This window comes from Nocardiopsis alkaliphila YIM 80379, from assembly GCF_000341005.1.
In the GTDB taxonomy this organism is placed as follows: Bacteria; Actinomycetota; Actinomycetes; order Streptosporangiales; family Streptosporangiaceae; genus Nocardiopsis; species Nocardiopsis alkaliphila.
The window spans coordinates 1-26,470 of sequence record NZ_ANBD01000161.1 but is presented as its reverse complement, the minus strand read 5'-3'; the positions used below and the strand labels follow the sequence as shown (position 1 = coordinate 26,470).

Below are 26,470 nucleotides of genomic sequence, written 5' to 3'. Positions count from 1 at the left end.
TCCATGGGACTGCTTCCCGAACGTTCCCTCCCGCCGGAGGCGGCCACGAACGAGCCGGACGAGATCCCCGGTGACGTTGCGCAGCGAGTCCTCATCTGGCGACGGTTCAAACGCAACAAGCTGGCCGTGTTCGGCGCCCTGCTCCTATGCGGACTCGTCCTGATCTCGGTCTTCTCCGAATTCCTATCGCCCAGCACGCCCTACGCCTACGACGCGGAGCGCACCCACGCGCCACCGCAACGACTGCACTTCGTCGACACCGATGACGGCTTCGAACTCGGCATGTACGTCTACGACTACCGTGTCGAACGCGACGAGGAGACCTACGCCAACACCTACGAAGTGGACGAGTCCGCCAAGGTCCCCGTCGGATTGTTCGTCCAGGGGCAGGCCTACCGGATGTGGGGGCTCTTCCCCATGGACCGGCACCTGATCGGCGCCAAGGACCCTGACACCGAGGTGTACTTCCTCGGCGCCGACCGCAACGGCCGTGACATGGCCTCACGCATCATCCACGGCACCCGGGTGTCCATGTCGATCGGCCTGGCCGGAGTGGCCCTGTCGTTCGTCCTCGGCGTCGTCCTGGGCGGCTTGTCCGGGTACTTCGGCGGGCGTACCGACAACTACGTCCAGCGGGTCATCGAGTTCCTGATGTCCATCCCCACGATCCCGCTCTGGATGGGCCTGTCCGCCGCCGTGCCCCGTGACTGGGGCGCGATCCAGACCTACTTCGCGATCACGGTCATCCTGTCCCTCATCGGTTGGACCGACCTGGCACGCGTGGTGCGCGGACGATTCCTGTCCCTGAGACAAGAGGACTTCGTGACAGCCGCCCGGCTGGACGGCTGCCGCACCGGCCGGGTCATCGGACGCCACATGCTGCCCTCCTTCACCAGCCACATCATCGCCTCCCTGACCCTGGCGGTGCCGTTCATGATCCTCGCCGAGACCTCACTGTCCTTCCTCGGCCTGGGTCTACAACAACCGGTCGTGAGCTGGGGGGTCCTCCTCCAGGAAGCACAGAACATCCACTCGATCTCCGGCGCTCCCTGGGTCCTGTTGCCCGGTGTGGCGGTGACGGTCGCCGTCCTGGTCCTCAACTTCGTCGGCGACGGCATCCGCGACGCCGCCGACCCGTACAAGTAGGGAGGTCCGCATGACCGAAGACGTCGTCCTGGACATCCAAAACCTACGGACCCACTTCGTCACGGACGATGCCGTGGTGCGCGCCGTGGACGGGGTGGACCTGACCGTACGCCGAGGACGAACCCTCTGCGTGGTCGGGGAAAGCGGTTGCGGCAAGAGCGCCATGGCCCGCTCGATACTGCGACTGGTCGAACCTCCAGGGCGGGTCGTGGGAGGACGAATCCTCCTGTACCCGCCCGCCGACACCACCGACACCGAGCCCACCGACCTGGCCTCACTACACCCCACCGGCAAGGAGATCCGCTCGGTCCGCGGTCGGGACGTGGCGATGATCTTCCAGGAGCCGATGTCCTCCCTGTCGCTGGTGCACACCGTCGGCGACCAGGTCGGCGAGTCCCTGCGCGTGCACACCGGGATCTCTCGCAGGCGGGCGCGCGAGTACGCGGTGGAACTGCTCGAACGGGTCCGGGTCCCCGGCGCCGAACGGGTCGTGGACTCCTACCCCTTCCAGCTCTCGGGTGGTATGCGCCAGCGGGTCATGATCGCGATGGCCCTTTCCTGCGGCCCACGCGTACTCATCGCCGACGAACCCACCACCGCCCTGGACGTGACGACCCAGGCACAAATCCTGGACCTGCTGGCCGACCTGCGACGGGACTCCGGGATGGGCCTCCTGTTCATCACCCACGACATGGGGGTGGTGGCGGAGATCGCCGACGAGGTGGCCGTCATGTATCTGGGCATCGTGGTCGAACAGGGGCCGGTCGACGAGATCTTCCACGACCCGCAGCACCCCTACACCAAGGCCCTATTGGAGGCCGTGCCCCGATTCGGCGCCTCCGAGCACGACCGTCTGACCACCATCCGGGGAACCGTCCCCGCTCCCGGCACCGAGCTCCCCGGTTGTGTGTTCCACCCCCGCTGTCCGGAGGCGGTCGAAGGGTTGTGCGACACCACCACCCCGAAGGTCACCGTCCCCGGCCCTGGACGCGAGGTCCGGTGTCTGCTCCGGGAGGGCACCACCGACCGTGAGGAGAGCACCGATGCCCGCTGAAGCCGTCCTGAGCGTGCGCGACCTGGAAGTGAACTATCCGGTGCGCGGTCGCCGATCGCGCCGAGAAGCCCGATACGTACGGGCCGTGGCCGGAGTGGACCTGGACATCCGCCCAGGGGAGACCATGGGACTGGTCGGTGAGTCCGGTTGCGGCAAGACCACTCTGGGGTCGAGCGTGATGCGCGCCCGCCCCGAGGCCACCGGCAGCATCTTGTACCGGGATTCCCAGGACCGGGTCCTGGACGCCCTGCGGCTGTCCCGCTCCGACGAGAAGGTCTACCGACGCGAGGTGCGGATGGTCTTCCAAGATCCGCACTCCTCACTGAACCCGCGTATGACGTTGCGTGACATCATCGCCGAGCCCCTGCGGATGCTCACCGACCTCGGCCCCCAAGAGATCGAGAAAAGGGTCCGCGACGTCACCGAACGGGTGGGGTTGCACCCCGAGCATCTACGCCGTTACCCACACGCGTTCTCCGGTGGGCAACGCCAGCGGGTGAGCATCGCGCGTGCCCTGGTGCCCGGCCCACGCCTGGTGGTGGCGGACGAGGCGGTGAGCGCCCTGGACACCTCGGTGCGTTCGCAGATCCTCAACCTCCTACGGGACCTCCAGGACGAGATGGGGCTGACCTACCTGTTCATCTCGCACGACCTGTCCGTGGTGGAGCACGTGTGCGACCGGGTCGCGGTCATGTACCTGGGCCGGATCGTGGAGGTGGCTCCCACCGAGGAACTCTTCCGATCTCCTCGGCACCCCTACACCGAGGCCCTGATCTCGGCCGTTCCCGTCCCCGATCCGCGCCTTCGCGGCTCCCGTGAGCGTATCCGGCTCACGGGAGAGGTCCCGGATCCCTCCAAGCCGCCCACCGGCTGTCCCTTCAACCCTCGGTGCCGGCACGCCACCCAGGTGTGCGTCTTCGAGGTCCCCGCCCCGCGCGCCGGCCCTTTGGGGCGCACGGTCGCCTGTCACCACGCCGACGACCTCGAGCTGACCGGTGTCACCGGTCAGGTGAACCCCCCCACCCCCTCTCAGAGGCAGGAGTAGGTACATGAGACGACATCGAAGCATCGCGGCGAAGCGATGCCTGGGAGCGACGGCGGGAGCCGCGGCGGTCGTGGTGGCCGCCGGGTGTTCCTTCTTCTCCTTCGACCCCGACGTCGAGGACACCGACCTGGTGGAGGGCATCGGCGAGGCGCCGATGCTCGCCACCCTGGTGGAGAGCGGCGACCTGCCGCCCTTGGAGGAGCGGTTGCCCGACGAACCCCTCGTCGTGGAGCCGAACGAGCGGATCGGTACCTACGGGGGCGTGTGGAACACCGCCCTGGTCGGTGCGCACGACTGGCCGTGGCTGGGCCGCACCGTCGGTTACGAGAACTTCGTCAGGTGGGACCCCGAGTGGGACGAGGCGATTCCGAACCTCGCCACCGCGTGGGAGTACAGCGAGGACGCCACACAGATCACGATCCATCTGCGCGAAGGGATCAAGTGGTCGGACGGGGAGCCGTTCACCGCCGACGACGTGGTGTTCGCGCTCAACGACGTCTTCAACAACCACGACCTGTCCCCCATGGCGGCCTCCGACCCGGGCACGGCGGAGCAGCACGACGACTACTCGCTGACGATCACCTTCGAGGACCCCAACGCCCTGTGGATCGAGAACAACTTCATCTTGTACCAGTTGGTGGAGAAGCCACTGCACTACCTGGGCGAGTTCCACATCGACCACAACCCGGACGCGAACGAGCTCGCCGAGGAGGAGGGCTACTCCGACTGGATCGAGATGTTCGATGCCAAGGCCGGTGTGCTCAGTTCGGTCCAGTACTGGCAGAACCCGGACATGCCCACCCTGCGCGCCTGGCGTGTGGTGGACCCCCTCTCCGACTCCGGACGAATGGTCCTGGAGCGCAACCCCTACTACTGGAAGGTCGACTCCGAGGGCAATCAGCTGCCCTACATCGACCAGGTCGGCTTCGACATCATGCAGGACGAGGAGGTCATGCTGGTCCGTGCCCTCAACGGTGAGTTGGACATGCACTCTCGGCACTTCAACACCCTCGCCAACCGGCCGGTCCTCGCCGAGAACCGCGAGTCCGGCGGTTACCGGTTCTTCGAGTTGGTGCCCGGTGAGATGAACACGGCGATGATCTCGCTGAACCTCTCCCACGAGGACGACGACCTGAGGGAGATCTTCAACGACCACGACTTCCGAGTGGCGTTGTCGCACGCCATCAACCGCCAGGACATCATCGACGTGGTCTACCAAGGCCAAGGTGAACCCTGGCAGGGCGCCCCGCGCGAGGAAAGCCCTTTCTACAACGAAGAGCTCGCCAAGCAGTACACCGAGTACGACATCGACCTGGCCAACGAGATCCTCGACGAGGCCGGCTACGACGAGCGCTCCGGCGGCGTCCGCCTGAGCCCGTCCGGTGCCCCCGTCGGGTTCACCCTTTCGGTGCCCACCGACTTCCGCCCCGACATCGTCGACTCCATGGAGATGGTGGTCGGGTTCTGGCAGGAGTTGGACATCGACGTGGACCTCAACACCGAGGACCGTTCACTTTGGCAGAGCAACCGCGAGGACAACAAGCACGACGCCAACGTGTGGTCCGGTGACGCCGGCCTGCGAGACGCCATGTACGACGCCCGCTGGTACGCGCCCGTGCACAGCGGCGAGTCCAACTTCGGCATCCCGTGGGCCCAGTGGTTCCGTTCCGATGGCGACGACCCGCGCTCGATCGAGCCACCGGACCACGTCAAGGAGCACCTGGAGATGTACGAGGCGGTCGAGGGTGAGCCCGACCCGGATCGGCGACTCGAGTTGATGGAGGAGTTCCTGGCGGTCTCCCAGGAGCAGTTCTACGCCATGGGCATCAGCTTGAGCCCACCCGGTTACGGGATCGTCGGCGACCACTTCCACAACGTCCCCGAGTCGATGCCCTCGTCCTCGGTCTACAACGACCCCGGCCCGACCAACCCAGAGCAGTACTTCATCGAGGAGTGAGATGAACGGCCTCGGCCTGCTGCATGAAGAGAACCGATCCCTGCGTCTGACCCATGAGGGACAGGAGATCGCCCGCTACGTCCACAAACCGTGGGACTCCCCCCTGGAGTCCCCGAGGCCCTACTTCCACCCGCTACGCACCCTGCGGGGCAACGAGGTGAGTCTCTACCGGCCGCACGACCACGTGTGGCACAAGGGAATCGCCTGGTCCCTGCCGAACGTGGGGCCCGCCAACTTCTGGGGCGGCCCCACCTATCTGCGGGAGCAGGGCTACCGGCAGCTGGACAACAACGGTTCCACCGACCACAGGGGCTTCGACCGGATCGAGGCCGCGCCCGACCACGTCTCGGTCACCGAACACCTCGAGTGGAACACCCGGCAGGGTGCCCGCTGGTTCACCGAGAACCGGAGCTTCCGGGTGACCGCGACCCCCTCCCAAGGGGCTTGGACTCTGCTCTTCGAAACGGCGTTCACCAACGTCACCCGCGCGCCCATCACCCTGGGCAGCCCCACCACCGAGGGAAGGCCCAACGCCGGCTACGGCGGCCTGTTCTGGCGAGGCCCACGATCCTTCAGCGGTGGGCTGGCGCGTACCGCCACCCAGGAGGGAACCGACGAACTCATGGGTGTCCAGGCACCGTGGTTGTCCTTCACCGGCAAGCACGACGCCACGGACGACTCCTCGACCCTGGTGTTCGTCGACGCCCCGGACAACCCGGGCCACCCCGTCAAGTGGTTCGTACGCAGCAACATCTTCGCGTGCGTGTGCCCGGCACCGTTCTTCGACCAGGAGGTGGACATCGAACCCGAGCAGACCCTGGCCTACCGGTACGCCGTGGTCATCGCCGATGGCGACCCCGGGGCGTCTGGGTGCAAGGATTTGGCGGACCTGGGTCTGAGCGCCCTGGAGTCCACGTGACCCCGTTCCCGGGGGGAACCGCCGTCTCCCATCTGTGGGTCTACGACTGGCTCGCCGAGGATGGGGTGTCCGGTGGTTCCCCCCACCTGCACACCGCCTCCGCCGAGGGCTACGTCGTGGTCCGCGGCCGGGGGACCCTGGAGACCCTCAGCCGTTCGGGACACCAACAGACCCCCCTGCGCCAGGGAACACTCCTGTGGTTCACCCCCGGAACGGTGCACCGCCTGATCAACAACAGCGGCGACCTCGAACTCCTCGTGGTCATGCAGAACGCCGGCCTGCCCGAAGCGGGTGACGCCGTCCTCACCTATCCGAAGGAGGTCCTCGACGACCCGGACGCCTACCAGCGGGCCACCGCGATCAGCACACGCGAACAGGCGCGCCGGCGCCGGGACCTGGCCGTGCGGGGCTACCTGGAACTACGTGAACGAGTCCGGAAGAAAGGCCCCACCGCTCTGAATGATCTCCACAGGTCCGCCGTCGACCTTGTCCGCTCCAAGGTCGGAGGCTGGCACCATCACGTCCACCAAGGCGTCGTGCGACAGGCACAAAGCGCCCGAACACAACTCGAGGCCCTCGCCAAGGGTGATGGAAGCCACCTGGAGGAGGCGGCCGTGTTCACTGCCCAGGAGGCCCCCAGAGCCGGAATGTGCGGCGATCTGAGGGTCTGGGACCTCGACGGAGCGGTCATCCGCTGAACGGATCCGCCCTCCGTGACCGGTTTCGGCCTCGGAGGGCGGGTCACCCCGAACCTAACGATCCAAGATCGTTGATCAGGGTTCTCCGTATTACGGCCACCCCGAAACCCAAGAGGGCCCGGTGTCTTCGCTCCCGAGCGAGCACCCGCGGACCCGGCTCGGCCACACCGGTGCCGTGTCCCGGCGCACCCTCGGCACAGCGAGCCCAGCAGCGCACCATGGGTCATCCCACGAAGAGCATGACGAAGACGACCCTGGGAACAAGCCGAGCTTGTGACCAGGGTCGTCTATATTCGAGTGGGCGAGGAGGGATTTGAACCCTCACATCCTTTCGGACACACGGACCTGAACCGTGCGCGTCTACCGTTCCGCCACCCGCCCGAGTGACTCTCATCCAATTATATGGCCAGGTGATCCGGTGTTCCTTCCGGTTCGTCCTGGCGACAAGAAGAAGATTAGCACGGGCTGGAGGTGGCTTGCACACCGTTTGCGGTCGGTCCGATCATGGCCGTTCGACCCTCGTCCGCGAGGCGCTCCTGAAACCAGGGGCACCTTGGCCCGGTTACGATCGTCTACACATACGGAGTGGAGTACAAAGGGAGGTACCTCGTGGGAGTGCTCCAACGCTTCGAGCGCAGGCTTGAGGGCATGATCGAAGGCACCTTCGCGATGGCCTTCAAATCGGAGCTCCAGCCGGTCGAGGTCGCGAGCGCCGTTCAGCGAGAGATGGACGAGCGGGCCGCGATCGTCGCTCAGGGACGGACCTTGGTCCCGAACGACTTCATCGTCGAGTTGTCGGCCAGCGACAAGGAACGCCTGGAGGTCTACGCCGACAGTCTGGGCCAAGAGCTTTCGAAGCTGGCTCGTGACTACGCCACGGAGCAGGGTTATTCGTTCGTCGGACCGGTGCGGGTGCAATTCCGCTCGGATGACGGTTTGAAGACGGGCCGGTTCCGGATTCGTTCCGGTGTGATTCGAGGCAGCCTGGTCGAGGGTGGGGAGCTCCGCCAGCCGGTGGGCGATCCGGCCCCGGGCGCGGCGCAGCGCCAGGCGGGTCGACCTCGTCTTCTCATCTCCCCGGGTGGCGCGACGGCCGAGGGCAACATCGCGAGCCAGGGCATGCAGCAGTCCTTCGAGTTGACCACCCCGGTCACTCTGTTGGGCCGTGGCACCGACTGTGATCTCCGCCTGGTGGACAACGGTGTCTCCCGGCACCACGTGGAGATCCGCGTGGACGGCGACGACGTCATCCTGGAGGACAAGGGTTCCACCAACGGGACCTTCGTCAACGGCCAACAGGTCAGGCAGGCTCGTCTCGTGGACGGCACCCGGATCAGTCTGGGTCGTACCACGATGACGTTCCGCCGGGACTGACCGGATTTCTCCGGCGGGCCGGGGAGCCGATCCTCTCCGGGCCGCAACCAACAACGTCGGTTCGGCGTCTGACAGGTCGAAGTCCGGCGAGGGACCGATAACGGACCCGCTGTCGGATATCCGGCCGGGAGGGTAGTCTCCGCGAAGACCTGACCGATCGGGCACAATGGCCGCGGCCGACCAGGCCACGGACCCAGCGACCTGGACTCACCGACCCGAAGGTGGGGCAGACACGGTGGCGGCGCCGATGACCGCCACCCCGGCCGAAGCACGACAGGGGCTGAAGAGCAGTTCGATGTCCAACTTGACCCTCATATTGATCAAGATCGCGTATCTCGCGGTGCTTTGGCTGTTCGTCCTCATGGCGGTCGGCGTCATCAGCACGGACCTCTTCGGTCAGAGGAAGAAGAAGCCCCGCAAGAAGCCGCGACCGGCCCCGCGTTCGGCCCCCCGGCGCTCGGCCTCCTCCCAGGGGCGCCCCAAGCGTGCCGCCCGTAACGAGCCCACGGTCTTGGCCGTGACCCAGGGCCCGTTGTCGGGTGCCACCGTCAACCTGGCCTCCCAGCCCATCCTCATCGGACGCGCTCCCGACTCCACCCTGGTCATCACCGATGACTACGCGTCGGGTCGCCACGCGCGTGTGTACTCCGACAACGGCCGCTGGTTCGTCGAGGACCTGAACTCCACGAACGGCACCTACCTCGGCCAGCAGAAGCTGAATCGCCCTCAGCCCATCACGGTGGGTCAGCCCATCCGTATCGGCAAAACCGTCCTGGAACTGCGCAAATGACAATCGCTCTCCGATACGCGGCGTACTCCGACGTAGGATGCCTCCGCGAAGGCAATGAAGACTCCGGTTACGCCGGTCAACACCTCCTCGCGGTGGCCGACGGCATGGGCGGTTACGCGGGCGGCGAGGTGGCCAGCTCCATCGCGATCTCCTCGCTTCGTGATCTGGACACGCTCGACGACCCTCGGGCCGAGGAAATGGCCGACGTGCTGCAACGCGCCGTCGAGAAGGCCAATGAGTCCCTCGCCATCCGAATTCGGCAGGAACCCCGGCTGGAGAACATGGGGACCACACTGACCGCGATGCTGTGGTCGGGTTCCCAGGTCGCTCTGATCCACATCGGTGACTCGCGCGCCTACCTGATGCGGGGTTCCCGATTCGAGCAGATCACTCATGACCACACCTTGGTGCAGACCCTCGTGGACGAGGGCAAGATCACCGAGGAGGAGGTCGCCACCCACCCGCAGCGATCACTGATCCTGCGCGCCTTGGACGGCAAGACCCCGGTCGACCCGGACATCTCCATCAGCCGGGCCAAGGTCGGTGACCGCTACCTGTTGTGCTCCGACGGGTTGTCCGGGGTGGTCAGCAAGAAAACCATCCACGAGACCCTGGCGGCCGAGAGCGACCCGCGTTCGGCCGCCAAGAAGCTGATCGAGCTGGCCATCCGTGGCGGCGGACCGGACAACATCACCGCCGTGGTCGCGGACGTCATCGAGACGGACACCGACCGAGAGGGGCCCACCCAGGGCACCCAGACGGTGGGCGCCGCGGACCAGCGTGAGGTGTCGACGGGGCCGAACGAGACGAGCCCGGCCAGACGGGCGCAGGAATTGCGCGGTAACGGCGGTGACACCGCCGAGATGGACCCCATCCAAGAGGAGATCCCCGGCTCGGCCCCGGCCGAGCCGTACGACTCTCCCTACCAAGAGCAGTCCTACGACGACCACGACGCGCACGCCTCCCGTGGCCGCTCCCCAGAGCCCGAGTACCGCAGGCGGAGTTGGTGGCCGATCCTGCTCGTCTTCGTCCTCGTGGTCGGCGCGATCGCCGGTGGCGGCTACTACTTCGGACGCCAATACGTCGAGGACCAGTACTACGTGGGTGTCTCCTCCGACGGTCGCACCGTCAGCGTCTACCAGGGAATCGACACCAACATCGCGGGAATGGACCTGTCGGAAGAGATAGAGGGTACCGAGCTCGAGGTGGAGGCGCTCGTTCCCACCGATAGGGAGGACCTCGAGAGCAACATCGAGGTCGATAGTCTCGAGACCGCCCAGGCGGTGATCGCGGACCTGGAGGAACGAGCGGTCACCGCGGGCCGGTCCGAGGTCGAGCAGGAGACCGAGACCGAGGAATCGGGGTGACCCTGTGAGCTCCACCACCTCTGAGGCTCCCACCGCCCTGCCACCGGTCAAGCGTCGCAACGCCGAACTGGTGTTGGTCGTTCTCACCGTCGTCATCATGATGAGTGCGATGGCGGTCGCCGGCTTGAACCTCAACGGTCAGGTCCCGGGCGCGACGTGGGGGTACGGCCTCATCTTCGGCGCCCTGGCGCTGGCCACCCACGTGGCCCTACGCTTCATCGCCCCGTACGCGGACCCGTTGATCCTGCCGTGCGCGTTGTTCCTCAACGGCATCGGTGTCGCCATGATCTGGCGGCTGGACGCGGCGGACTCCGGCGACATCGAACACGCCGGCATCGGTATGCAGCTGGTGTGGACCGCGGTCGGCATGGTGCTGTGCATCGCCTTGCTGTTCTTCCTGAAGGAACCGCGGGTCCTGCAGCGTTACACCTACGTCAGCGCCCTGGTCGCGATCATCATGATCGCGCTGCCGATGGTGCCCGGTCTGGGTATCAGCGAGTACGGCGCCCGTCGATGGATCGGCGTCGGTCCCTTCACGATGCAGCCCTCCGAGTTCGCGAAGATCGCCTTGGTGATCTTCCTGTCCTCGTATCTGGTCACCAAACGCCAGGTGCTCTCCCTGGCGGCCAAGTCGATCAAGGTCGGCAGGTTCAAGATCCTGGACCTACCGCGTGCTCGTGACTTCATGCCCATGGTCGTCGGCTGGGTCGCGGCGATCGGTCTGCTGGTCATCACCAAGGACCTCGGGACCTCGCTGTTGCTCTTCGGCACCTTCCTGGCGATGCTGTACGTGGCCACCCAGCGTTCGTCCTGGGTGATCATCGGGGTCACCGTGTTCGTCGGTGCGGCCGCACTGGCGATGCGGGTCTTCTGGCACTTCCGTCAGCGCGTGGACATCTGGTTCCACGCCTTCGAGCCCGAGGTCTACGAACGTCTGGGCGGTAGCCAGCAGTTGGTCCAGGGGATCATCGGCATGGCGTACGGCGGTCTGTTCGGCACCGGATTCGGTGGCGGCCAAGCGCACCACATCTTCGCCGCGGACAGCGACTTCATCTTCGCCTCCCTGGCCGAAGACCTGGGTCTCACCGGAATCATGACCATCTTGATCGTGATCTTCCTCTTGGTGCAACGTGGCATGCGCGTGGCGTTGGCCTCCCGAGAACTGTTCATCAAGATGCTGGCCAGTGGCATCGCCTTCGTCATGTGTTTCCAGGTGTTCGTGGTGCTCGGCGGGCTGACCCGCACCATCCCCCTGACCGGTATGACCACGCCTTTCCTGGCAGCGGGTGGATCGGCGTTGATGGCCAGTTGGCTCATGATCGGCCTGTTGCTCAGAATGAGTGACAACGCACGGCGACCCGCCCCGCAGGCCATCCAGGACGAGGGGGCCACCCAGGTGATCCGACGATGAACACACCCATCCGACGCCTCAGCGTCTTCGCCATGCTCCTGTTCGGTGTCCTGATGCTCCAGCTCACCTGGATCCAGGGCTTCCAGGCCGAGGCCATCCGCGACGATCCGCTGAACCGACGCCAGTACTCCGAGAGGCTCACCGAGCAGCGGGGACCGATCGTCATCGGTGGGGAGAACGTCGCCTATTCGGAGGACGTCTCCGGTGAGAACGACCAACCGCGTTACCAGCGGGTGTACACCGACGGACCGTTGTACACCCCGGTGGTCGGATCCTTCCGCAGTTATGGCGCCTCCGGCATCGAGAGCACCGAGAACAGCCTGTTGGACGGTACCGACGACCGGTTGGCGGTACGCAACTTCCGCGACATCATCACCGGTCGGGAGCCCGAGGGCGCACGAGTCGAGTTGACCATCGACCCGGAGGTGCAAAAGGCCGGGTTCAACGGTTTCCAAGACCTGGGCATGAACGGTGCCGCCGTCGCCATCGAGCCGAACACCGGCGCCATCCTCGGCGCGGTCTCCTACCCCTCCTATGACGCCAACGACGTCGTGAGCATTTCCGAGGGCGAGCAGGCCGTGCAGAACTATGGCGAGTTGGAGGCCGACGGGAACCAGCCGTTGCTCAACCGAGCCCTCAACGAACGCTACGCCCCGGGTTCGACGTTCAAGATCGTGACCGCCGCCGCGGCCATGGAACATCTGGACGCGGGCCCGGACAGCACCATGGACGCTCCGGACGTCCTGGAGTTGGGTCTGCCGCTGCCCAACGCCACTCCGGGCGGTACGTGCAACGGTGGGGATCCCGACACCCTGGCGCATTCGATCCAGATCTCCTGTAATACCTCGATGGCGAACTGGGCGATCGAAATGGGCGGCCAGGCTCTGGCCGACCAGGCCGAAGCGTTCGGTTTCGTCCCCCAGGAGCGGGAGGACGCGGAGCCGTTGACCGTTCCGCTGAGAGTGACGCCGAGCAAGGCCCCGGTCGAGGAGGACCGAAACATCCTGGGTCGCGCGGGCATCGGCCAATCCAACGTGGAGGCGACTCCACTGCAGATGGCGATGGTCGCCGCCGGTGTGGCCAACTCCGGTGAGGTCATGCGCCCGTACCTGGTGGACTCGGTGCGTGACTCCGACCGCAGCGTCGTCACCCAGACCACACCCGAGGTCTACTCCCAGGCCACGAGCGCCAGCACCGCGTCCGCGCTGACGGACATGATGGTCCTGGTGACCGGCCCGGACGGGTCCGGCACCAACGCCGCGATCCAAGGTGTGGACGTCGCTGGCAAGACCGGTACCGCCGAGACCGGTGGCGACCTGGGGACCCACAACTGGTTCATCGGATTCGCTCCGGCCAACGACCCACAGATCGCCGTAGCGGTCGTCATCGAACATGGTGGCGGCAGCGGTGGTTCCCTGGCCGCGCCGATCGCGCGCAACATGATGGAGGCAGTGGTTCTGTAGTGAACGCCTACGAACCGTCTTCTCGAAACGGTCCCGGTGATCTCACCGGGGCCGTTCTGAGCGACCGTTACCGCTTGGAAGAGCAGATCGGCTCCGGTGGTATGGGCACCGTGTGGCGGGCGACCGACACCCTGCTCAACCGCTCGGTGGCGGTGAAGTTGCTGCATCCGGCCCAGATGGCCGAGCCGACGGCGCGTGAACGCTTCCGCACCGAGGGGCGGATCACCGCCGGCCTGTCCCATCCGGGTATCGCCCAGGTCTACGACTACGGCGAGGAGGACGGGCGCGCCTTCCTGATCATGGAATTGGTGGACAGCGAACCCCTCTCCCAGGTGTTGCGGGAGCAGGGGCGGTTGAGCGCCGATCAAACCCTCGACTTCGTGTGCCAAGCCGCCAAGGCCCTGGCCGCGGCACACGCCCGTGGTGTGGTGCACCGTGACATCAAGCCGGGCAACCTCCTGGTGACCGAGGACGGTCGGTTGAAGCTGACCGACTTCGGTATCGCCCGTGGAGACATGTCGGTCACCCTCACCCAGACCGGCATGGTCATGGGCACGGCCCAGTACATCTCGCCGGAGCAGGCTTCGGGACGTCCCGCCAGCGCGGCCTCGGACCTGTACGCGCTGGGTGTGGTGGCCTACGAGTGTCTGGCCGGCCAGCCGCCCTTCACCGGGGACAGCCCGGTGGCACTGGCCCTGGCGCACACTCGTGACGACCCGCCTTCGTTGCCCGAACACGTGCCGACCGACATCGACGACCTCGTCTTCTCACTGTTGGAGAAGGACCCCGAGGACCGACCTGCTTCCGCCGGTGAGGTCGCGCACCTGGCCGCGGTGATCCGGTCCAACGCGGGTACCGGTCCACCCACTCCATCCACCGGTTTCGACGGCATGGCGCAGACCCGGGTGGTCGGTACCGTTCCGGACACCGGCCCGCTCAGCGGCGCTTCGAACCAGGTGCACGGAACCACCGGGCAGAACGCCGTCCCCCCTGTTCAGGGTGGCGCCCCCGTTGAGCGCGTGGAAGCACCGGGATCCGGGAGTCGGGTCAAGGCTCCGGTCGTGCTCGCGGCCGTCGCCGCGACCGTCCTGATCGCGGGTGCCGCGGTGGCCGGGTTCATGATGGGCAACAACGACAACGAGCCGGTCAACAACAGCAACCCGCCCGCGGTCACGAACGAGTCCCCTTCTCCTACCCCGAGCGAAGAGCCGAAGGAGGCCGAGGAGCCGGAGCCCCAAGCCCCGAACCCACAGGTCCCCGAGTGGACGCCACCGCCGCAGCACTGGGAGGACACCGAAAGCCTCGAGCCCGGTGAGGGTGAGTCCGAACCCGACCAGCCCGAGGACGACGGCACCGATGGTCCAGTGGAAGAGGAACCCGGTGGTGGTGAGAATCCCGGAGACGGTGGTGGCGATGGCGGCGGCGATGGCGGTGGCGGCGGCGACGAGAACCCCGGCACGCCTCCGGGTAACGGTGGCGGTAACGGGGGCGGGGGTGGGGGCTCGTCCGACGGAGGAAACTGAGACCACGAGCCGTGACCATGCAATGAGCGAGAAACGCTCAGGTTAGGTATCGGCCTGCCGGCCGGTACCGGAAGACACGAGGATTAGTACACGACATGTCCCAGCCCCGGCTCCTCGGCGGACGCTACGAACTCGACACGGTTGTCGGGCGCGGTGGCATGGCCGAGGTACACCGCGCACGTGACCTACGACTGGACCGTCTCGTGGCGGTCAAGACGCTCCGACACGACCTGGCCCGCGACCACGTCTTCCAGGCGAGGTTCCGTCGGGAGGCACAGTCCGCGGCCTCCCTGAACCATCCGGCGATCATCGCGGTGTACGACACCGGCGAGGACATGGTCGACGGGGTCTCTCTCCCGTACATCGTCATGGAGTACGTGGACGGTCGAACCCTCAAGGAACTTCTCGACGACGATCGCAAGTTGCTTCCGGAACGTTCGGCGGAACTCGTCGACGGCATCCTCAAGGCGCTCGAATACAGCCACGACAACGGGATCGTGCACCGGGACATCAAGCCGGCGAACGTCATGTTGACCCGTAACGCCGATGTCAAGGTGATGGACTTCGGTATCGCGCGGTCCATGAGCGACGACCAGGCGACGATGACGCAAACGTCACAGGTCATCGGTACCGCCCAGTACCTGTCTCCGGAGCAGGCGCGCGGGGAACGCGTGGACCCGCGCAGTGACATCTACTCCACCGGGTGCGTGTTGTACGAGCTTCTCACCAGCCGTCCTCCCTTCACCGGTGATTCTCCCGTCTCCATCGCCTACCAGCACGTCCGTGAGGACCCGGTCCCACCGTCCGAGGTGGATCCGCAGGTCCCGGAGTGGTTGGAGGACATCACCCTTCGCGCGATGACCAAGGACCGCGAGGAGCGCTACCAGAACGCCGCGGAGATGCGCGCCGACATCCAGCGTGGCCTGGCCGGTATGCCCACCCAGGCGGGCACCATGGCGATGGCGGCGGCCGGGGCGACCACGGCCCTGCCTCCGGCAGCGAACGATCCCTACGGCGACTATGACGATTACGACGACTACCAGGACGAGAAGAAGGGCGGTGCCGGAAAGACGGCCCTGTGGGTCCTACTCGCTCTCGGCGTCATCGCCTCGATCGGCCTGGTCTTCTTCCTGATGAACCTAGGCGGCCCGGACATCGAGGAGGTCGCCGTCCCCGACGTGGCCGGTATGTCCCAGGAAGAGGCCGAGTCGGAGCTGGGGAGCGCGGGCTTCGAGAACGTCACCATCGACACCCAGGCCGATGAGGACGTCGAAGAGGGCACGGTCATCGAGACCGACCCCGCAGCGGGGGTCCAGACCCCGGTCGACGGCTCGATCACCATCGTGGTCTCCTCCGGCCCCGACGCGCTGGAGATCCCCAGCGTCGACGGACAGAGCGAGTCCGAGGCACAGACCACCCTGAGGGACGCCGGTTTCGAGAACGTCACCACCGAGTCCAGGGCACACGAAACGGTGGCCCAGGGCAACGCGATCGGCACCGATCCCTCCGCGGGCAACGAGGTCGCTCCGGACGAGGAGATCACCTTGCACATCTCTTCAGGGCCCGACCAGGTGACGGTGCCGGACCTGCAGAACATGAACCGCGACCAGGCGCAGAACGCTCTCGACCAGGCCGGCCTGAACGCCGAGTTCCAAGAGCAGGAGAGCGCGGACGCAGCCGAGAACACCGTCATCGACCAGTCTCCCTCGGCCGGCCAGACCGTGAACGCGGGTACCACGGTGACCGTGACCCTCGCGACCGCCCCGGAGGAGGAGCCCACCGAACCCGAGGAACCCACCGTTCCGGAGCCGCCCACCGATCCGGAGCCGCCAACGGACCCGGAGGTGCCCGGGCCGCCGGGACCGCCGGAGGATGGCTTCGTCCTTCCTCGCCGTTGATCGAAGACGTGTACCGGGGGCCGCACCCCTGATCGCACCGCTTCCCGGAAGTTGGACCGAGAAATCGGTTCCGCTCCCGAGGTCCGGTTCATGATCGGGTGCGGCCCTCGGCGTGTATACGGGACCGTTGGGTTTTCGGGACCTTCCCGACGGTGACGCCCGCACCGCCCTGGGCATAGACTGAGGATTCGTTTTCCGACCGCCCCACATCCTGGAGCAGCGACCGTGCCCAAGTCCCGCAACGATCGCAAGAAGAAGGCCGTTTACACGCCGCCTCCTTCCAAAGAGCAGCCGAAGGTCAGTCCTCGCTGGCTGGTGCCGACGATGCTGGGCTTCTTCATCCTGGGCATCCTCTGGATCGGCGTCTACTACATCGCGGGCTCCTACGTCCCGTACATGCAGGACTTGCACAACTGGAACCTGCTGATCGGATTCAGCGGCATCATCATCGCCGTCATCCTGTCGACACGCTGGCACTGACCTCCCACCCCTGAGCCGGCCACGAAGTCGTCCACGGCCCGTGGACGACTCTGTTCGTGTGTTCGGACCCGTCATCGCCTGAGGCATGCGAAGGCCCCCGGAACCTGCGGTCCCGGGGGCCTGATGAGTACGAGCGGGTTCAGCCGAGGAAGAGCCCCCACAGCCGTGGACCCGTCAGAGACAGGATCACCAACAAGACGGCGAAGGCCGCGAGAAGCAACGTGTGCACCACGGTGCGACGCGCCCCTTTGACGGATCGTCCCGGCAGGTGGGCGAAGATCGCACCGATCACCAGACCCCCGACCAGACCCCCGATGTGCGCGGTCCAAGAGATGGCGGGGACCAGGAAGGTGATCCCGAGGTTGAGTACCAGCAGGACCATGATCATCCGCATGTCCAGCCGCAGGCTTCGGCCGATCACGAACACCGCGCCGAAGAGGGCGAAGATCGCACCGGAAGCACCCACCGACGGTTGGGCGGGCGCGGCGATGAGACTGAGCACCGAACCGGACAGGGCACCCAGGATCCACAGGGCGAGGAACCGCCCATGGCCCAGCCACCGTTCCAGTTGCGGCCCCAGGATGAACATCGCGTACCCGTTGAACAGCAGGTGGAAGATCCCGCCGTGCAGGAAGGCCGCGGTGATGAGCCGGTACCACTCACCGTAGAGGACGGCACCGGCCCCCCACATGCTGAACATCGAGACCAACGGCGACCTCGTGGCCTGACCGATGGGGTCGGAGGTACCCAGTTGGAGGACGAAACCGACCACCATCATGACCAGGATGGTCCAGCTCACGTACGGCTTGACGACGACCTTGCCCCCGAAGGTGGTCCGGCCGGACCGCACCCCGCGGTTCCCCTCCGCGACGCAGGACGGACACTGGAACCCGACGGACGCCTCGACCATGCAGTCGGGACAGATCGGGTTTCCACACCGGGTGCAACCGACACCGGTCTCCCGATCGGTGTGCCGGTAACAGGTGCGCGGTGTTCCAGGGTCCGAGGAGGCCCCAGGGGGCGGGGGATATGCGGCCATGGGCGGCTGTTCACTCCTTCTAGCGGGTGACCTCGACGCTGTTGACCACCACGTCCTCACGCGGACGGTCCTGAGCGTCGGTGTCGACCTTGCTGATCGCGGTGACGACGTCAGCACCCTCGACCACCTCACCGAAGATGGTGTGGCGGCCGTCGAGCCAGTTGGGCTCGGTGACGGTGATGAAGAACTGCGAACCGTTGGTGCCCGGGCCGGCGTTGGCCATGGCCAACAGGAACGGGCGGTCGAAACGCAGGCTCGGGTGGATCTCGTCCTTGAAGGTGTAACCCGGGCCACCACGACCGGTGCCCAGCGGGTCGCCACCCTGGATCATGAAGCCGTCGATGACACGGTGGAAGATCGTGCCTTCGTAGAGACTGTTGTTGGACGGCTTGCCCGTGGCGGGGCCCATCCACTGTTTGGAGCCATCGGCCAGGCCGATGAAGTTGGCGACCGTCTCGGGTGCCTGCTCCTCGAACAGCTTGACGACGATGGTTCCCTTGGAGGTGTTCAGCCGCGCGGTGGGCTGACCCGTGGAGTCCGACACCTCAGTGCCTTTCGTTCGAGTGAGATTACGTGATCACGTTACCCCTCCCTTCGTCGCGCTTCGTCGGAGATCCGACGGGCCTGGACGGTGTCGAAACGTAGATCACAGACGCAGAGGACGTATGTTGAGATAACACCCGAGTAACGGGGTAGGGACGACGAACAACGCCCTCCGTGGCCTGACGTATCGGGCACCGGATGGGATGCCGTACGAACCGGTGACAACGATTTAAGGAGCTGACGACGTGCCTATCACTGCCAAGCGTCGCAAGGCACGCAAGGAGGCGGAGATCACCCTCGCACGCCTACAGGACCTGGCCAAGGATCAGGCCGACCGCCTTGGCCCCTACGCCGACCAGGCTCGGGACCAGGCCGCCCTGACGCTCCTCCAGGCCCGTGGTTGGACCGCTCCCCGTTTGGAGACGGCCGCGCAGCGGGTCGAGGACACCGTCGCACCGCGTGTGGCCGGAATGCTGACCAACGCCGCGCAGCGGATCGACCCCAAGCCCACCCGCCAGGGTCTGGGAGTGTTCCGCAAGGGCGGCGGTCGGATCCCTCGTGGCATCGTGATCGGTGGTGCCGCCCTGGTGGGCGGTGTGATCGTCTACTCGCTCATCCGGCTGCGCCAGGCCTCCCAGGACGCCGAGTGGCAGGAACACCTGGACCAGGCTCGGGAACAGGTCCGTGAGACCCGCGACAACCTGCAGGAGAAGGCCGCGCAGGTAGCGGACGACGCCGCCGAGGCGGCCAAGGACACCAAGACGAAGGAGAAGGTTCGCGCCACCGGTAATGGCAACCGTGCTCAGGAGAACGGGCGCCCCGGCAAGTGAGCCCCCGCCCCTTCGGGTTCGAGCATCACTCCTCGAACCCGAAGGGCTCACTCCCCTTCATCGTCCTTGATGAAGCGGTAGGTCAGCGGATAGCGCCAGCCCTTACCCATGATGTTGGTGGCGGCCCCGATGATCGGTAGGACGAGTCCGCCGAAGGCCACCGCCAGCAACAACAGGATCGGCAGGATGAGGACCGACGCCACCGCCGTGACGATCATGGCGACCAGCCAGTAGAGCTGGAAGTTCAGCGCCTCCAGAGCGTGCCTACGCATGAAGGACGAACTATTCGGACTGACCAGCAGGACCAGCAACGGACCGAGCAGGGGAAAGAAGAACGCGGACGCGTGGCTCAGACCCGCCCCGACCTTCTCGACCGGATTGTCGGTCCTGAGATCGCGCAGATCATTGGGGCCACGCCCGCCTCGACCACGGAAACGACCCCGTTCGCCCCGGCTTTGACCCTGGAACCTGCTCTCGTCGAACCCGCTGACCCCGAGGTCCTCCGTCAGCGGGACGAGTTCCGAGGCCACCTTGGCCCGCATGGCCTGGTCGAGCCGTTCGTCGAACTCCTCTTCCTCCAGCTGACCGGTGGAATAGGCCTCACGAAGGACCTCCGCCACGGCGTCCCGGTCCGCGTGGGTGAGCCGGACCTGCGGTCTGGGGCCGCTCTGCCCCCACGGTGCCGGGTTCCTCCCCATCTGCTCTGACATCCCCACTCCCAAGAGACTGTGTGGGGCTCGACCGTACGAGGATGATCGCGCCCTCCTCCATCATGCTGCACGAGGGCGGGTACGGGTATGGGGGTCGTCCCTGATCCTCCCCTGAGCCGCCCTCCTCCCGAAGGTGGGGACACGGCACCGACTTTCGGCCCTCCCCAGGGCCTGCTCGGTCGATTCGTCGATGGACGGGACCCTACTCCCCGCTCCGCACCCGGCCCCTCCCACAGCCACGCGCGAGCATCCTCGTCACGGTCGTACCAGGGCTCCCCTCCCCGGTCGGGCCGTACTCAGCGTCGGACGGCGATGGCGGGGGTACCGCTCACCGGCTCCTTGTCGGAGCGTTCCTCCTGGTAACGCCTCTCTGCGCTGGTGAGGAGGTCGTACCAATTGGTGACGTCCTTGCGCCGACGCAACAAGGCACGGCGCTCACGTTCGGTCATACCGCCCCAGACACCGAATTCGATTCGGCTGTCCAGAGCCTCGGCGAGGCACTGGGTTCGGACCGGACAACCGCGACAGATCAGCTTGGCGCGATTCTGCGCGGCACCCTGGACGAATAGTGCGTCGGGGTCGATTTCACGGCACTTGGCACGAGCCGCCATCTTCTCATTCCACATGTTGCCCCACTCCCAAGATCAGCATGTGTGGTGATCGAAACTCGCCGACCGGCTGTCGGCGGACGAGGATTCACCCGGCCGGTACGAGGATGGTGCGCGAAGCCGGACGGGGGGCCGCTCGGTTCGCCTTCGGGGATCGTTCGTTTCGGCGGGCTGGGTTCCTCTTTGTCGTTGGTGTCGAAACTACGGATCGTCCCAGTTCACCAACAGACCCCAAGAGGCCTATTTCTCATATGGCCCACTAGGACCATTGCCCCTACAGGAAGTGTCATCATACACACACGGAGGGTGACTACATGTGATAGGAGCGGCAGCGAATGAACGACCGGAAAGGTCTGCTCCTGACCATTCCTCGAAGACCCTAATGACCTGCGACTTCACGCCATTCGAAGGGGTCCTCGCCCTACGCGGACAGGCCTGGCCGAACCGGACGCCCCAGAGCCCCACTCCCCCGAACGAACTAGAAGAAACCCTCTCTCGGCCACACAGAGCAACCTCGCGTCGCACGCTCGATGTTCGACCGAATAAGCATGGAACTACTGTTTAGTAACCCTGACAAAATCCCATCTTTAGGACCCACTGACTCCATTCCATCGGGCCCTAGATCCCATACCGCGGGATTGTTCGCGAATGCCCACTGACAGAAGGTTCGCGGCTCCCACCGCAGAGAAGCCGATACCCCCTGGAACGAACCGACGCCTAGACGTCACGGACATCTGGACGTCGGTGTCGATGCTGCCGGGAGTGATCATCCCGCACGAAAGGTACGGCGGTAAGCGTTCGGAGACACCCCGACCGAGCGGTGGAAGTGGCGGCGCAGGGTCGCCGCCGTGCCCATGCCCACTGCGGCGGCGATTCCCTCCACACTCATGTCGGTACCCTCCAAGAGTTCCTGGGCCCGGCGAATCCGCTGGGTCGACAGCCATCGCGACGGAGTCGTACCAGTCGTCGCCCTGAAGAGACGGCCCAGGTGTCGTTCACTCATGTTCGCGCGGCGTGCCAGTTCGGCCATCCCCAACGGAAGATCGAGCCGTTCCAGCATCCAAGGCAGGAGAGCATCGAGTGGGCCGACGATTCCCTCGGACGGCACCGGGGCCATGACGAATTGTGCCTGACCACCGTCCCTGTGCGGTGCCACGACCAGGCGACGAGCGACGGTGTTGGCGACCAGCGAGCCATGGTCCGTACGGACCAGGTACAGACACAGGTCCATGGCGGCGGCCTTACCGGCCGAGGTGAGCACATCGCCCTCGTCGACGTAGAGCACCCCCGGGTCGACCTCCACCCGAGGATAGCGAGTGGCCATCGCCTCCGTGTGGGCCCAGTGTGTGGTCGCACGCCGCCCGTCCAACAGGCCTGCGGCGGCCAGGACGAACGCCCCCGTACACAGGGAGACCACACGGGCCCCCGCCTCGTGGGCCGCCCGGACCGCTTCGACCAGCGCGGCCGGCGGATCTTCGTCGACATCGGCCAAGGCCGGAACGAGCACCGTGTCGGCGTGGAGCAGTCGGTCCAATCCTCGGTCCGGCTCCAACAGAAAGCGCCCTACCTGGACCGGTCCAGCGCCACAGACAAGGAGTTCGTACCAGGAGACGGTCACCCCGGCGGGGGCCGAACCGAAGATTTCATAGGCCATGGCCGTCTCGAAGTGAAGCATCCCGTCGGTGATCGCCAACGCGACAGTACTCATGTCCGAAATTGTACGGGGCCTGTCGTTTCGGACTCTGGCCCTGGGAAGGCAGCGCCCCCAGGATGTTCACGGAGATGACCCGCGAGTATGGGGAGCGATGATGAAGGTGGCGGTGTTCGGTGCCTCTGGGCACACCGGCCGATTCGTGGTGCGCGAGTTATTGGAGCGCGGCTTGGACCCGCTTCCCTCAGGACGCGATGAGGCGGGGTTGCGAGCGGCCCATCCGGAGTTGGAGGTTCGACGCGCATCGGTCGACGATCCTGAATCCCTCGACCGTGCCCTGTTCGGAGCCCAGGCCGTCATCAACTGCGCGGGGCCTTTCGCCACGACCGCCGCTCCGATGATCGAGGCCGCGCTGCGCACGGGCATCTCCTACGTGGATGTGAGCGCCGAGATCGAGCTGGTCCAGGACACGTTCGCACGCTTCACCGACCGTGCCCACCACGCGCGAATATCGGTCATCCCCGCCATGGCCTTCTTCGGTGGTCTCGGTGACCTACTGACCACAACGGCCCTGGGAAAGCGGACCGCCGCCGACGAAGTGCACGTCGCGTACGGACTGAGTGGTTGGCATCCCACCCCCGGGACACGGGTCGCCGGTCGGGTTTCGCGGGGTCGACGCGAGGGCCGGCGAGTCCGCCACGAGGATGGACACCTGGAGTATCGCGATGACGCTCCTCCGATACTGGAGTGGCCCTTCCCCCAGCCACTGGGTCCACGACGAGTCATCGGTGAGTTCTCGATGGTCGACGTCGTCACCATCCCCAGCCACGTGGACGTTCCCCGAGTGACCACCTACATGACGCTCGAGGCCGCCGAAGAAGTGGCGGACCCGCACCTGCCGACCGCTACCGACGACCGACGGGCGGAATCCTTCCTCGTCGACGTCCTCGTGCGCTCGAAAGACGAGGAGGAGCACGTGTTCGTCACCGGACGAGACATCTACGCCGTCACCGCGCCCTTGGCCGTGGAGGCGGCCCTGAGAATCCTCAGCGGACGGGCCCGGGTGACCGGTGTCGCCTCTGCCGGCGAGGCTTTCGACGCACCCGACTTCCTTCGGGCATTGTCCGCGCATCTCACGTTCGGGCGAACGTCATGAGAGCCGCCGGCTACCTTTCCGACCCATTCTCCAAAGGCAGTGAACGAAACCCTTGGCAGGGCTCCCGCACCACGCCTGGCCCGTCCTCGACCACGTGGGAGCCGGGGCACCCCCGGAAAGCACGAAACGACCCTGCTCGCGCGCGAGCAGGGTCGTCCCCGTGTGAGTGGAGCCAAGGGGAGTCGAACCCCTGACCTCCGGTATGCAAAACCGGCGCTCTGCCAGCTGAGCTATGGCCCCATCGGCACCGGGCTCAGGCCCGGCCACCATGCAGAGCATACCCGCATCGGGAGGTGGTTCGGTGCATGGGACAGGGGGCCGGACGCAGCACAAAGCCGTGGGTCGCACCACGGGATCGTCGGCCCACCCACGTCTTCGTGTCACCAGCGGATAGCGGGCGACGCACGTGATGTGCGCCCCGCCCCGGGAACCCCCGGCCCCCTGTGAGTGGCCGGTCGGGTCCGCGATCAGCTCTCGCTGGCCGCGGTGGCTTCCGTCCACAGGTCGAGCTCGGCGCGGTCCGCCTGGATCTTGCGGTAGACGGCGAAAGCCCCGAGGGCCACCAGCGCCAGAACGATGATCTTCTTCACTGTCCGGACCCTTTCTCTGTTGGAAAACCGGTCGTGCACACGGGCACCCGCCCCTTGGCGGGTCTCCGGGAGCGACTTTATGAGGTTGTCACCTAGCAGACTAGCAAGCCGTAGCGGGCGTTCCTCGCCATCGTGGACCGAATCACATCGGTTTTCGCCCTACACCCTCAGGTCAGCAGGGCCATTCGGCGCAGGATCCCAAGCGTGTCCCGTGGGGAGGCCGCGATCCGGGTGAGTTCGCCCCAAACCCGACGACAAGAGCGAACGGCTTCCTCCGACTCGACGATCGTTCCGCCGTGAGCCGACTCGACGTAGGCGAGGTCGGCCTCGTCCTCCTCGAACTCCAGGATGGAGAAGGGCCCGGCCGCCCCGGGGTGTGGGCCGGCGGAGGTCGACAGGAGTTGCACGGTGACGTGTTGGGACTCGGTGGCGAGTTCGACGATGCGGTCGGCCTGGGCCCGCAACAGGGACAGGTCCCCGGCGACACGCTGGAGGGCGTCCTCCTCGATGACCGCGTGGTAACGGCCCAGGGAGCCCGAGAGGAGGATCTCCTGACGTTTGAGGTGAGCGGCCACCATTCGTTGGGCTCCCTGGTCACCGTGCCCTAGGGACCTCGCGACGACAGCGGTGTAATCGGGCACCTGGAGCAGGTCGGGGACGAGGATGCCCGCGTAGGTCCGCATCGCGATGGCCCCGGCCTCGTTGCCCACGTAGGCGGAGGACAGGACGTCCTCGTATTCGGTCCACCAGGGCCGCAAGCGGGACTCCCGCACCAGGGTCAGGATCGCTTCCCGTTGGCCTCCGGTGACCCCGTACAGCTCCAGCAGGGCGGAGACCTCCATGACCGACGGCCACTTACGGATCCCGGTCTCGATGTGACCGAGCTTGGCCGGCGACCATTCGAGCTCCTCGGCGACGTCGTTGAGGGTCATCCTTGCCTGAACACGACGGCGGCGGAGTTCTGCGGACAGTCGCCGTCGGCGAACCGTGGGGCTGGTCATAACGCTGATCCAATGACGCAGAGTATCGGGTTATGCCACCAGCGAAACACGCTGTCTAGCATCTAGCAATGCGTTTCTAGGAAACAGCAGCCGTTTCGATGCATTAGAGACAGAGCCTCCTCGAGAGAATCCGGCTCTTTGTTACGATGTGTGAGGGGATTTCAATGTGCAGGAGTCACACGAACCACAGGAGGCACACAGCCCTCGCCCGCCCCAGCCAGGGCGGTCCGTGAGGCACGTACGATGCTTGAGGCGCCTGTTTCGACGGGCCTTGCCCGCACACATAGAGGAAACCCATGAGCTACCCGCTTGACGACGCAGAGCAGTTGATCGCGAACGCGGAGGCCGAGATGCCTCCGAGCACACGGTCACGACTCATCGCGAAACTCCGCATGGGTAAGCACATCGACGAAGCAGCCCAAGAACTGGGCATCAACCCGAAACAGGTCTTCTCCACCGCCCGTATCCTTACCGCCTTCGGTGACCAGTTGGACGCCACCCTCACTCAGCAACGGGACCCCTCCCTGCCACACGGCAGTGTGACCGGATACAACAAGCGCTGTCGTTGCCCTGAGTGTCGTAGCGCGATCCAGCAGCGAGTCTGATCAAGAGGAACCCGCGTCCACTTCCGGCCACTGCCGCGACCTGCGAAAACGTGCTGTTCAACGAACTTCTCGAAGCAATGAGCCCAACCGAGGCTTATCGAGCGAGAGTTCGGGGGAAACCGCTGAACATGAACGAGAACGTGGACTGGTCGACGATGAGCGAAGAGGATTTCGTTGCGCTGCTACGGCAGCTCATCGAGGCCCCGGAGGCCGATGACGACCAGGTCTGACCCCGGACCTGGGCTCTCAGTAGCAGCCCACTTCCGCCGTGGGCTGTTCCTCGTATCCCGATGCCTTCTTCGTGGCATCGGTGGACAGGCATGCACCCCTGCCCGAAGTCGAGCCCATCCTTCCTCGTCGACTCTGGACGTATACTTCCCTCCGGCACCGAACGCGGAAAGGGTCGAACCCAAGGTCGCACCGATAGGAGTGCCCCGATTCTGGTGACACCGCTCCTGGGTTCTTCGTTGCTCCGCCACCACCTCAAGGGAACGGGTTCGCGGAGCCCTCGGCCCAGAGCGTGCTCCATCCAGCGCTTTAGGCACAAAAAAAGGGGGGTCCGTATTACGGACCCCCCTCACAAAAAACCGTGGCAGCAACCTACTCTCCCAC

24 protein-coding genes and 2 tRNA genes are annotated in these 26,470 nt (G+C 65.9%); 17 read left to right on the top strand and 9 right to left on the bottom strand.

What is annotated here, in order from left to right; translation table 11 throughout:
- The first annotated feature begins 3 nt into the window (after positions 1-3).
- Genes D472_RS0121705 through D472_RS0121680 form a run of 6 tightly spaced genes read left to right on the top strand, consistent with a single transcriptional unit; the run spans position 4 to position 6,819 of the window.
- Positions 4-1,146 carry an ABC transporter permease gene (locus D472_RS0121705; RefSeq protein ID WP_017606553.1) on the top strand — a complete coding sequence of 381 codons (1,143 nt, stop codon included), beginning with the start codon at positions 4-6 and terminating at the stop codon, positions 1,144-1,146.
- A 10-nt stretch (positions 1,147-1,156) separates the two neighbouring features.
- Complete coding sequence (locus tag D472_RS0121700) at positions 1,157-2,200, top strand: ABC transporter ATP-binding protein (protein WP_017606552.1); 1,044 nt, start codon at positions 1,157-1,159, stop codon at positions 2,198-2,200.
- A complete protein-coding gene (locus D472_RS0121695; RefSeq protein ID WP_017606551.1) occupies positions 2,190-3,245 on the top strand; it encodes an ABC transporter ATP-binding protein in 1,056 nt (351 codons plus the stop codon). Before D472_RS0121700 ends, D472_RS0121695 begins: the two co-directional genes overlap by 11 nt.
- A 4-nt stretch (positions 3,246-3,249) precedes the next feature.
- Complete coding sequence (locus D472_RS0121690; RefSeq protein WP_017606550.1) at positions 3,250-5,202, top strand: ABC transporter substrate-binding protein; 1,953 nt, start codon at positions 3,250-3,252, stop codon at positions 5,200-5,202.
- 1 nt (position 5,203) lies between these two features.
- Complete coding sequence (locus D472_RS0121685; protein ID WP_017606549.1) at positions 5,204-6,121, top strand: DUF6807 domain-containing protein; 918 nt, start codon at positions 5,204-5,206, stop codon at positions 6,119-6,121.
- Positions 6,118-6,819 carry a cupin domain-containing protein gene (locus D472_RS0121680; RefSeq protein ID WP_017606548.1) on the top strand — a complete coding sequence of 234 codons (702 nt, stop codon included), beginning with the start codon at positions 6,118-6,120 and terminating at the stop codon, positions 6,817-6,819. The genes D472_RS0121685 and D472_RS0121680 overlap by 4 nt, the downstream gene beginning before the upstream one ends.
- Before the next feature lie 298 nt (positions 6,820-7,117).
- Here the strand turns inward: D472_RS0121680 and D472_RS0121675 are convergent.
- Positions 7,118-7,200: transfer RNA gene (locus D472_RS0121675), tRNA-Leu, on the bottom strand.
- A gap of 228 nt (positions 7,201-7,428) precedes the next feature.
- Here D472_RS0121675 and D472_RS0121670 point away from each other — a divergent pair.
- From D472_RS0121670 to D472_RS0121635, 8 genes are all read left to right on the top strand, one after another.
- A complete protein-coding gene (locus D472_RS0121670; RefSeq protein WP_449406506.1) occupies positions 7,429-8,193 on the top strand; it encodes an FhaA domain-containing protein in 765 nt (254 codons plus the stop codon).
- 295 nt (positions 8,194-8,488) lie between these two features.
- On the top strand, positions 8,489-8,983 hold the full coding sequence (locus D472_RS0121665; RefSeq protein ID WP_193373510.1) for an FHA domain-containing protein FhaB/FipA: 495 nt from the start codon (positions 8,489-8,491) through the stop codon (positions 8,981-8,983).
- Positions 8,980-10,350, top strand: coding sequence for a Stp1/IreP family PP2C-type Ser/Thr phosphatase (locus D472_RS0121660; RefSeq protein WP_017606545.1), 1,371 nt, complete (start codon positions 8,980-8,982; stop codon positions 10,348-10,350). The genes D472_RS0121665 and D472_RS0121660 overlap by 4 nt, the downstream gene beginning before the upstream one ends.
- 4 nt (positions 10,351-10,354) lie before the next feature.
- Positions 10,355-11,761 carry an FtsW/RodA/SpoVE family cell cycle protein gene (locus tag D472_RS0121655; protein WP_017606544.1) on the top strand — a complete coding sequence of 469 codons (1,407 nt, stop codon included), beginning with the start codon at positions 10,355-10,357 and terminating at the stop codon, positions 11,759-11,761.
- The gene (locus tag D472_RS0121650; RefSeq protein ID WP_017606543.1) at positions 11,758-13,224 is read left to right on the top strand and encodes a peptidoglycan D,D-transpeptidase FtsI family protein; all 1,467 of its coding nucleotides are present in this window, start codon (positions 11,758-11,760) and stop codon (positions 13,222-13,224) included. The genes D472_RS0121655 and D472_RS0121650 overlap by 4 nt, the downstream gene beginning before the upstream one ends.
- Positions 13,224-14,747 (top strand): serine/threonine-protein kinase, encoded by a 1,524-nt coding sequence (locus D472_RS0121645; RefSeq protein WP_017606542.1) that lies wholly within the window; start codon positions 13,224-13,226, stop codon positions 14,745-14,747. Before D472_RS0121650 ends, D472_RS0121645 begins: the two co-directional genes overlap by 1 nt.
- A 95-nt stretch (positions 14,748-14,842) precedes the next feature.
- Positions 14,843-16,645 (top strand): Stk1 family PASTA domain-containing Ser/Thr kinase, encoded by a 1,803-nt coding sequence (gene pknB, locus D472_RS0121640; RefSeq protein WP_017606541.1) that lies wholly within the window; start codon positions 14,843-14,845, stop codon positions 16,643-16,645.
- Between the two features lie 225 nt (positions 16,646-16,870).
- Positions 16,871-17,125 (top strand): cell division protein CrgA, encoded by a 255-nt coding sequence (locus tag D472_RS0121635; RefSeq protein ID WP_017606540.1) that lies wholly within the window; start codon positions 16,871-16,873, stop codon positions 17,123-17,125.
- Between the two features lie 139 nt (positions 17,126-17,264).
- On the opposite strand, the gene D472_RS0121630 is transcribed toward D472_RS0121635, so the two are convergent.
- Both D472_RS0121630 and D472_RS0121625 read right to left on the bottom strand, forming a co-directional pair.
- Entirely contained in the window at positions 17,265-18,164 is a 900-nt protein-coding gene (locus tag D472_RS0121630) for a rhomboid family intramembrane serine protease (RefSeq protein ID WP_193373509.1), read from the bottom strand.
- 19 nt (positions 18,165-18,183) lie between these two features.
- Positions 18,184-18,708 carry a peptidylprolyl isomerase gene (locus tag D472_RS0121625; protein WP_017606538.1) on the bottom strand — a complete coding sequence of 175 codons (525 nt, stop codon included), beginning with the start codon at positions 18,706-18,708 and terminating at the stop codon, positions 18,184-18,186.
- 244 nt (positions 18,709-18,952) lie between these two features.
- Between D472_RS0121625 and D472_RS0121620 the strand changes: the two genes are divergently transcribed.
- The gene (locus D472_RS0121620) at positions 18,953-19,537 is read left to right on the top strand and encodes a hypothetical protein (RefSeq protein WP_017606537.1); all 585 of its coding nucleotides are present in this window, start codon (positions 18,953-18,955) and stop codon (positions 19,535-19,537) included.
- A 47-nt stretch (positions 19,538-19,584) separates the two neighbouring features.
- Here the strand turns inward: D472_RS0121620 and D472_RS0121615 are convergent, their stop codons facing one another.
- From D472_RS0121615 to D472_RS0121605, 3 genes are all read right to left on the bottom strand, one after another.
- Complete coding sequence (locus tag D472_RS0121615; protein WP_026117950.1) at positions 19,585-20,247, bottom strand: DUF1707 and DUF4870 domain-containing protein; 663 nt, start codon at positions 20,245-20,247, stop codon at positions 19,585-19,587.
- Between the two features lie 296 nt (positions 20,248-20,543).
- Positions 20,544-20,873: a WhiB family transcriptional regulator gene (locus tag D472_RS0121610; protein WP_017606535.1), complete on the bottom strand. Its 330-nt coding sequence runs from the start codon at positions 20,871-20,873 to the stop codon at positions 20,544-20,546.
- A 748-nt stretch (positions 20,874-21,621) separates the two neighbouring features.
- Positions 21,622-22,563, bottom strand: a complete 942-nt coding sequence (locus D472_RS0121605) for a helix-turn-helix domain-containing protein (RefSeq protein ID WP_026117949.1) — start codon at positions 22,561-22,563, stop codon at positions 21,622-21,624.
- Between the two features lie 100 nt (positions 22,564-22,663).
- On the opposite strand from D472_RS0121605, the gene D472_RS0121600 reads away from it, so the two are divergent.
- Complete coding sequence (locus D472_RS0121600) at positions 22,664-23,662, top strand: NAD(P)H-binding protein (protein ID WP_239643022.1); 999 nt, start codon at positions 22,664-22,666, stop codon at positions 23,660-23,662.
- Between the two features lie 167 nt (positions 23,663-23,829).
- Here D472_RS0121600 and D472_RS0121595 read toward each other — a convergent pair.
- The 3 genes from D472_RS0121595 to D472_RS0121585 form a co-directional block, all read right to left on the bottom strand.
- Positions 23,830-23,902, bottom strand: a tRNA-Ala gene (locus D472_RS0121595).
- A 227-nt stretch (positions 23,903-24,129) separates the two neighbouring features.
- On the bottom strand, positions 24,130-24,252 hold the full coding sequence (locus D472_RS29190; protein ID WP_014912962.1) for a DLW-39 family protein: 123 nt from the start codon (positions 24,250-24,252) through the stop codon (positions 24,130-24,132).
- Positions 24,253-24,419: 167 nt separating this feature from the next.
- A complete protein-coding gene (locus D472_RS0121585; protein WP_017606532.1) occupies positions 24,420-25,184 on the bottom strand; it encodes a helix-turn-helix domain-containing protein in 765 nt (254 codons plus the stop codon).
- A gap of 365 nt (positions 25,185-25,549) precedes the next feature.
- Here D472_RS0121585 and D472_RS0121580 point away from each other — a divergent pair, with 365 nt between their 5' ends.
- Complete coding sequence (locus D472_RS0121580; protein WP_017606531.1) at positions 25,550-25,858, top strand: hypothetical protein; 309 nt, start codon at positions 25,550-25,552, stop codon at positions 25,856-25,858.
- The last annotated feature ends 612 nt before the right edge of the window (positions 25,859-26,470 follow it).

Excerpts from the sequence above, each read along its gene's own strand:
- D472_RS0121705 (WP_017606553.1), top strand. The coding sequence starts at position 4 with ATGGGACTGCTTCCCGAACGTTCCCTCCCGCCGGAGGCGGCCACGAAC.
- D472_RS0121700 (WP_017606552.1), top strand. The coding sequence starts at position 1,157 with ATGACCGAAGACGTCGTCCTGGACATCCAAAACCTACGGACCCACTTC.
- D472_RS0121695 (WP_017606551.1), top strand. The coding sequence starts at position 2,190 with ATGCCCGCTGAAGCCGTCCTGAGCGTGCGCGACCTGGAAGTGAACTAT.
- D472_RS0121690 (WP_017606550.1), top strand. The coding sequence starts at position 3,250 with ATGAGACGACATCGAAGCATCGCGGCGAAGCGATGCCTGGGAGCGACG.
- D472_RS0121685 (WP_017606549.1), top strand. The coding sequence starts at position 5,204 with ATGAACGGCCTCGGCCTGCTGCATGAAGAGAACCGATCCCTGCGTCTG.
- D472_RS0121665 (WP_193373510.1), top strand. The coding sequence starts at position 8,489 with ATGTCCAACTTGACCCTCATATTGATCAAGATCGCGTATCTCGCGGTG.
- D472_RS0121660 (WP_017606545.1), top strand. The coding sequence starts at position 8,980 with ATGACAATCGCTCTCCGATACGCGGCGTACTCCGACGTAGGATGCCTC.
- D472_RS0121650 (WP_017606543.1), top strand. The coding sequence starts at position 11,758 with ATGAACACACCCATCCGACGCCTCAGCGTCTTCGCCATGCTCCTGTTC.
- pknB (WP_017606541.1), top strand. The coding sequence starts at position 14,843 with ATGTCCCAGCCCCGGCTCCTCGGCGGACGCTACGAACTCGACACGGTT.
- D472_RS0121630 (WP_193373509.1), bottom strand. The coding sequence starts at position 18,164 with ATGGCCGCATATCCCCCGCCCCCTGGGGCCTCCTCGGACCCTGGAACA.
- D472_RS0121615 (WP_026117950.1), bottom strand. The coding sequence starts at position 20,247 with ATGTCAGAGCAGATGGGGAGGAACCCGGCACCGTGGGGGCAGAGCGGC.
- D472_RS0121610 (WP_017606535.1), bottom strand. The coding sequence starts at position 20,873 with ATGTGGAATGAGAAGATGGCGGCTCGTGCCAAGTGCCGTGAAATCGAC.
- D472_RS0121605 (WP_026117949.1), bottom strand. The coding sequence starts at position 22,563 with ATGAGTACTGTCGCGTTGGCGATCACCGACGGGATGCTTCACTTCGAG.
- D472_RS0121600 (WP_239643022.1), top strand. The coding sequence starts at position 22,664 with ATGAAGGTGGCGGTGTTCGGTGCCTCTGGGCACACCGGCCGATTCGTG.
- D472_RS0121585 (WP_017606532.1), bottom strand. The coding sequence starts at position 25,184 with ATGACCCTCAACGACGTCGCCGAGGAGCTCGAATGGTCGCCGGCCAAG.
- D472_RS0121580 (WP_017606531.1), top strand. The coding sequence starts at position 25,550 with ATGAGCTACCCGCTTGACGACGCAGAGCAGTTGATCGCGAACGCGGAG.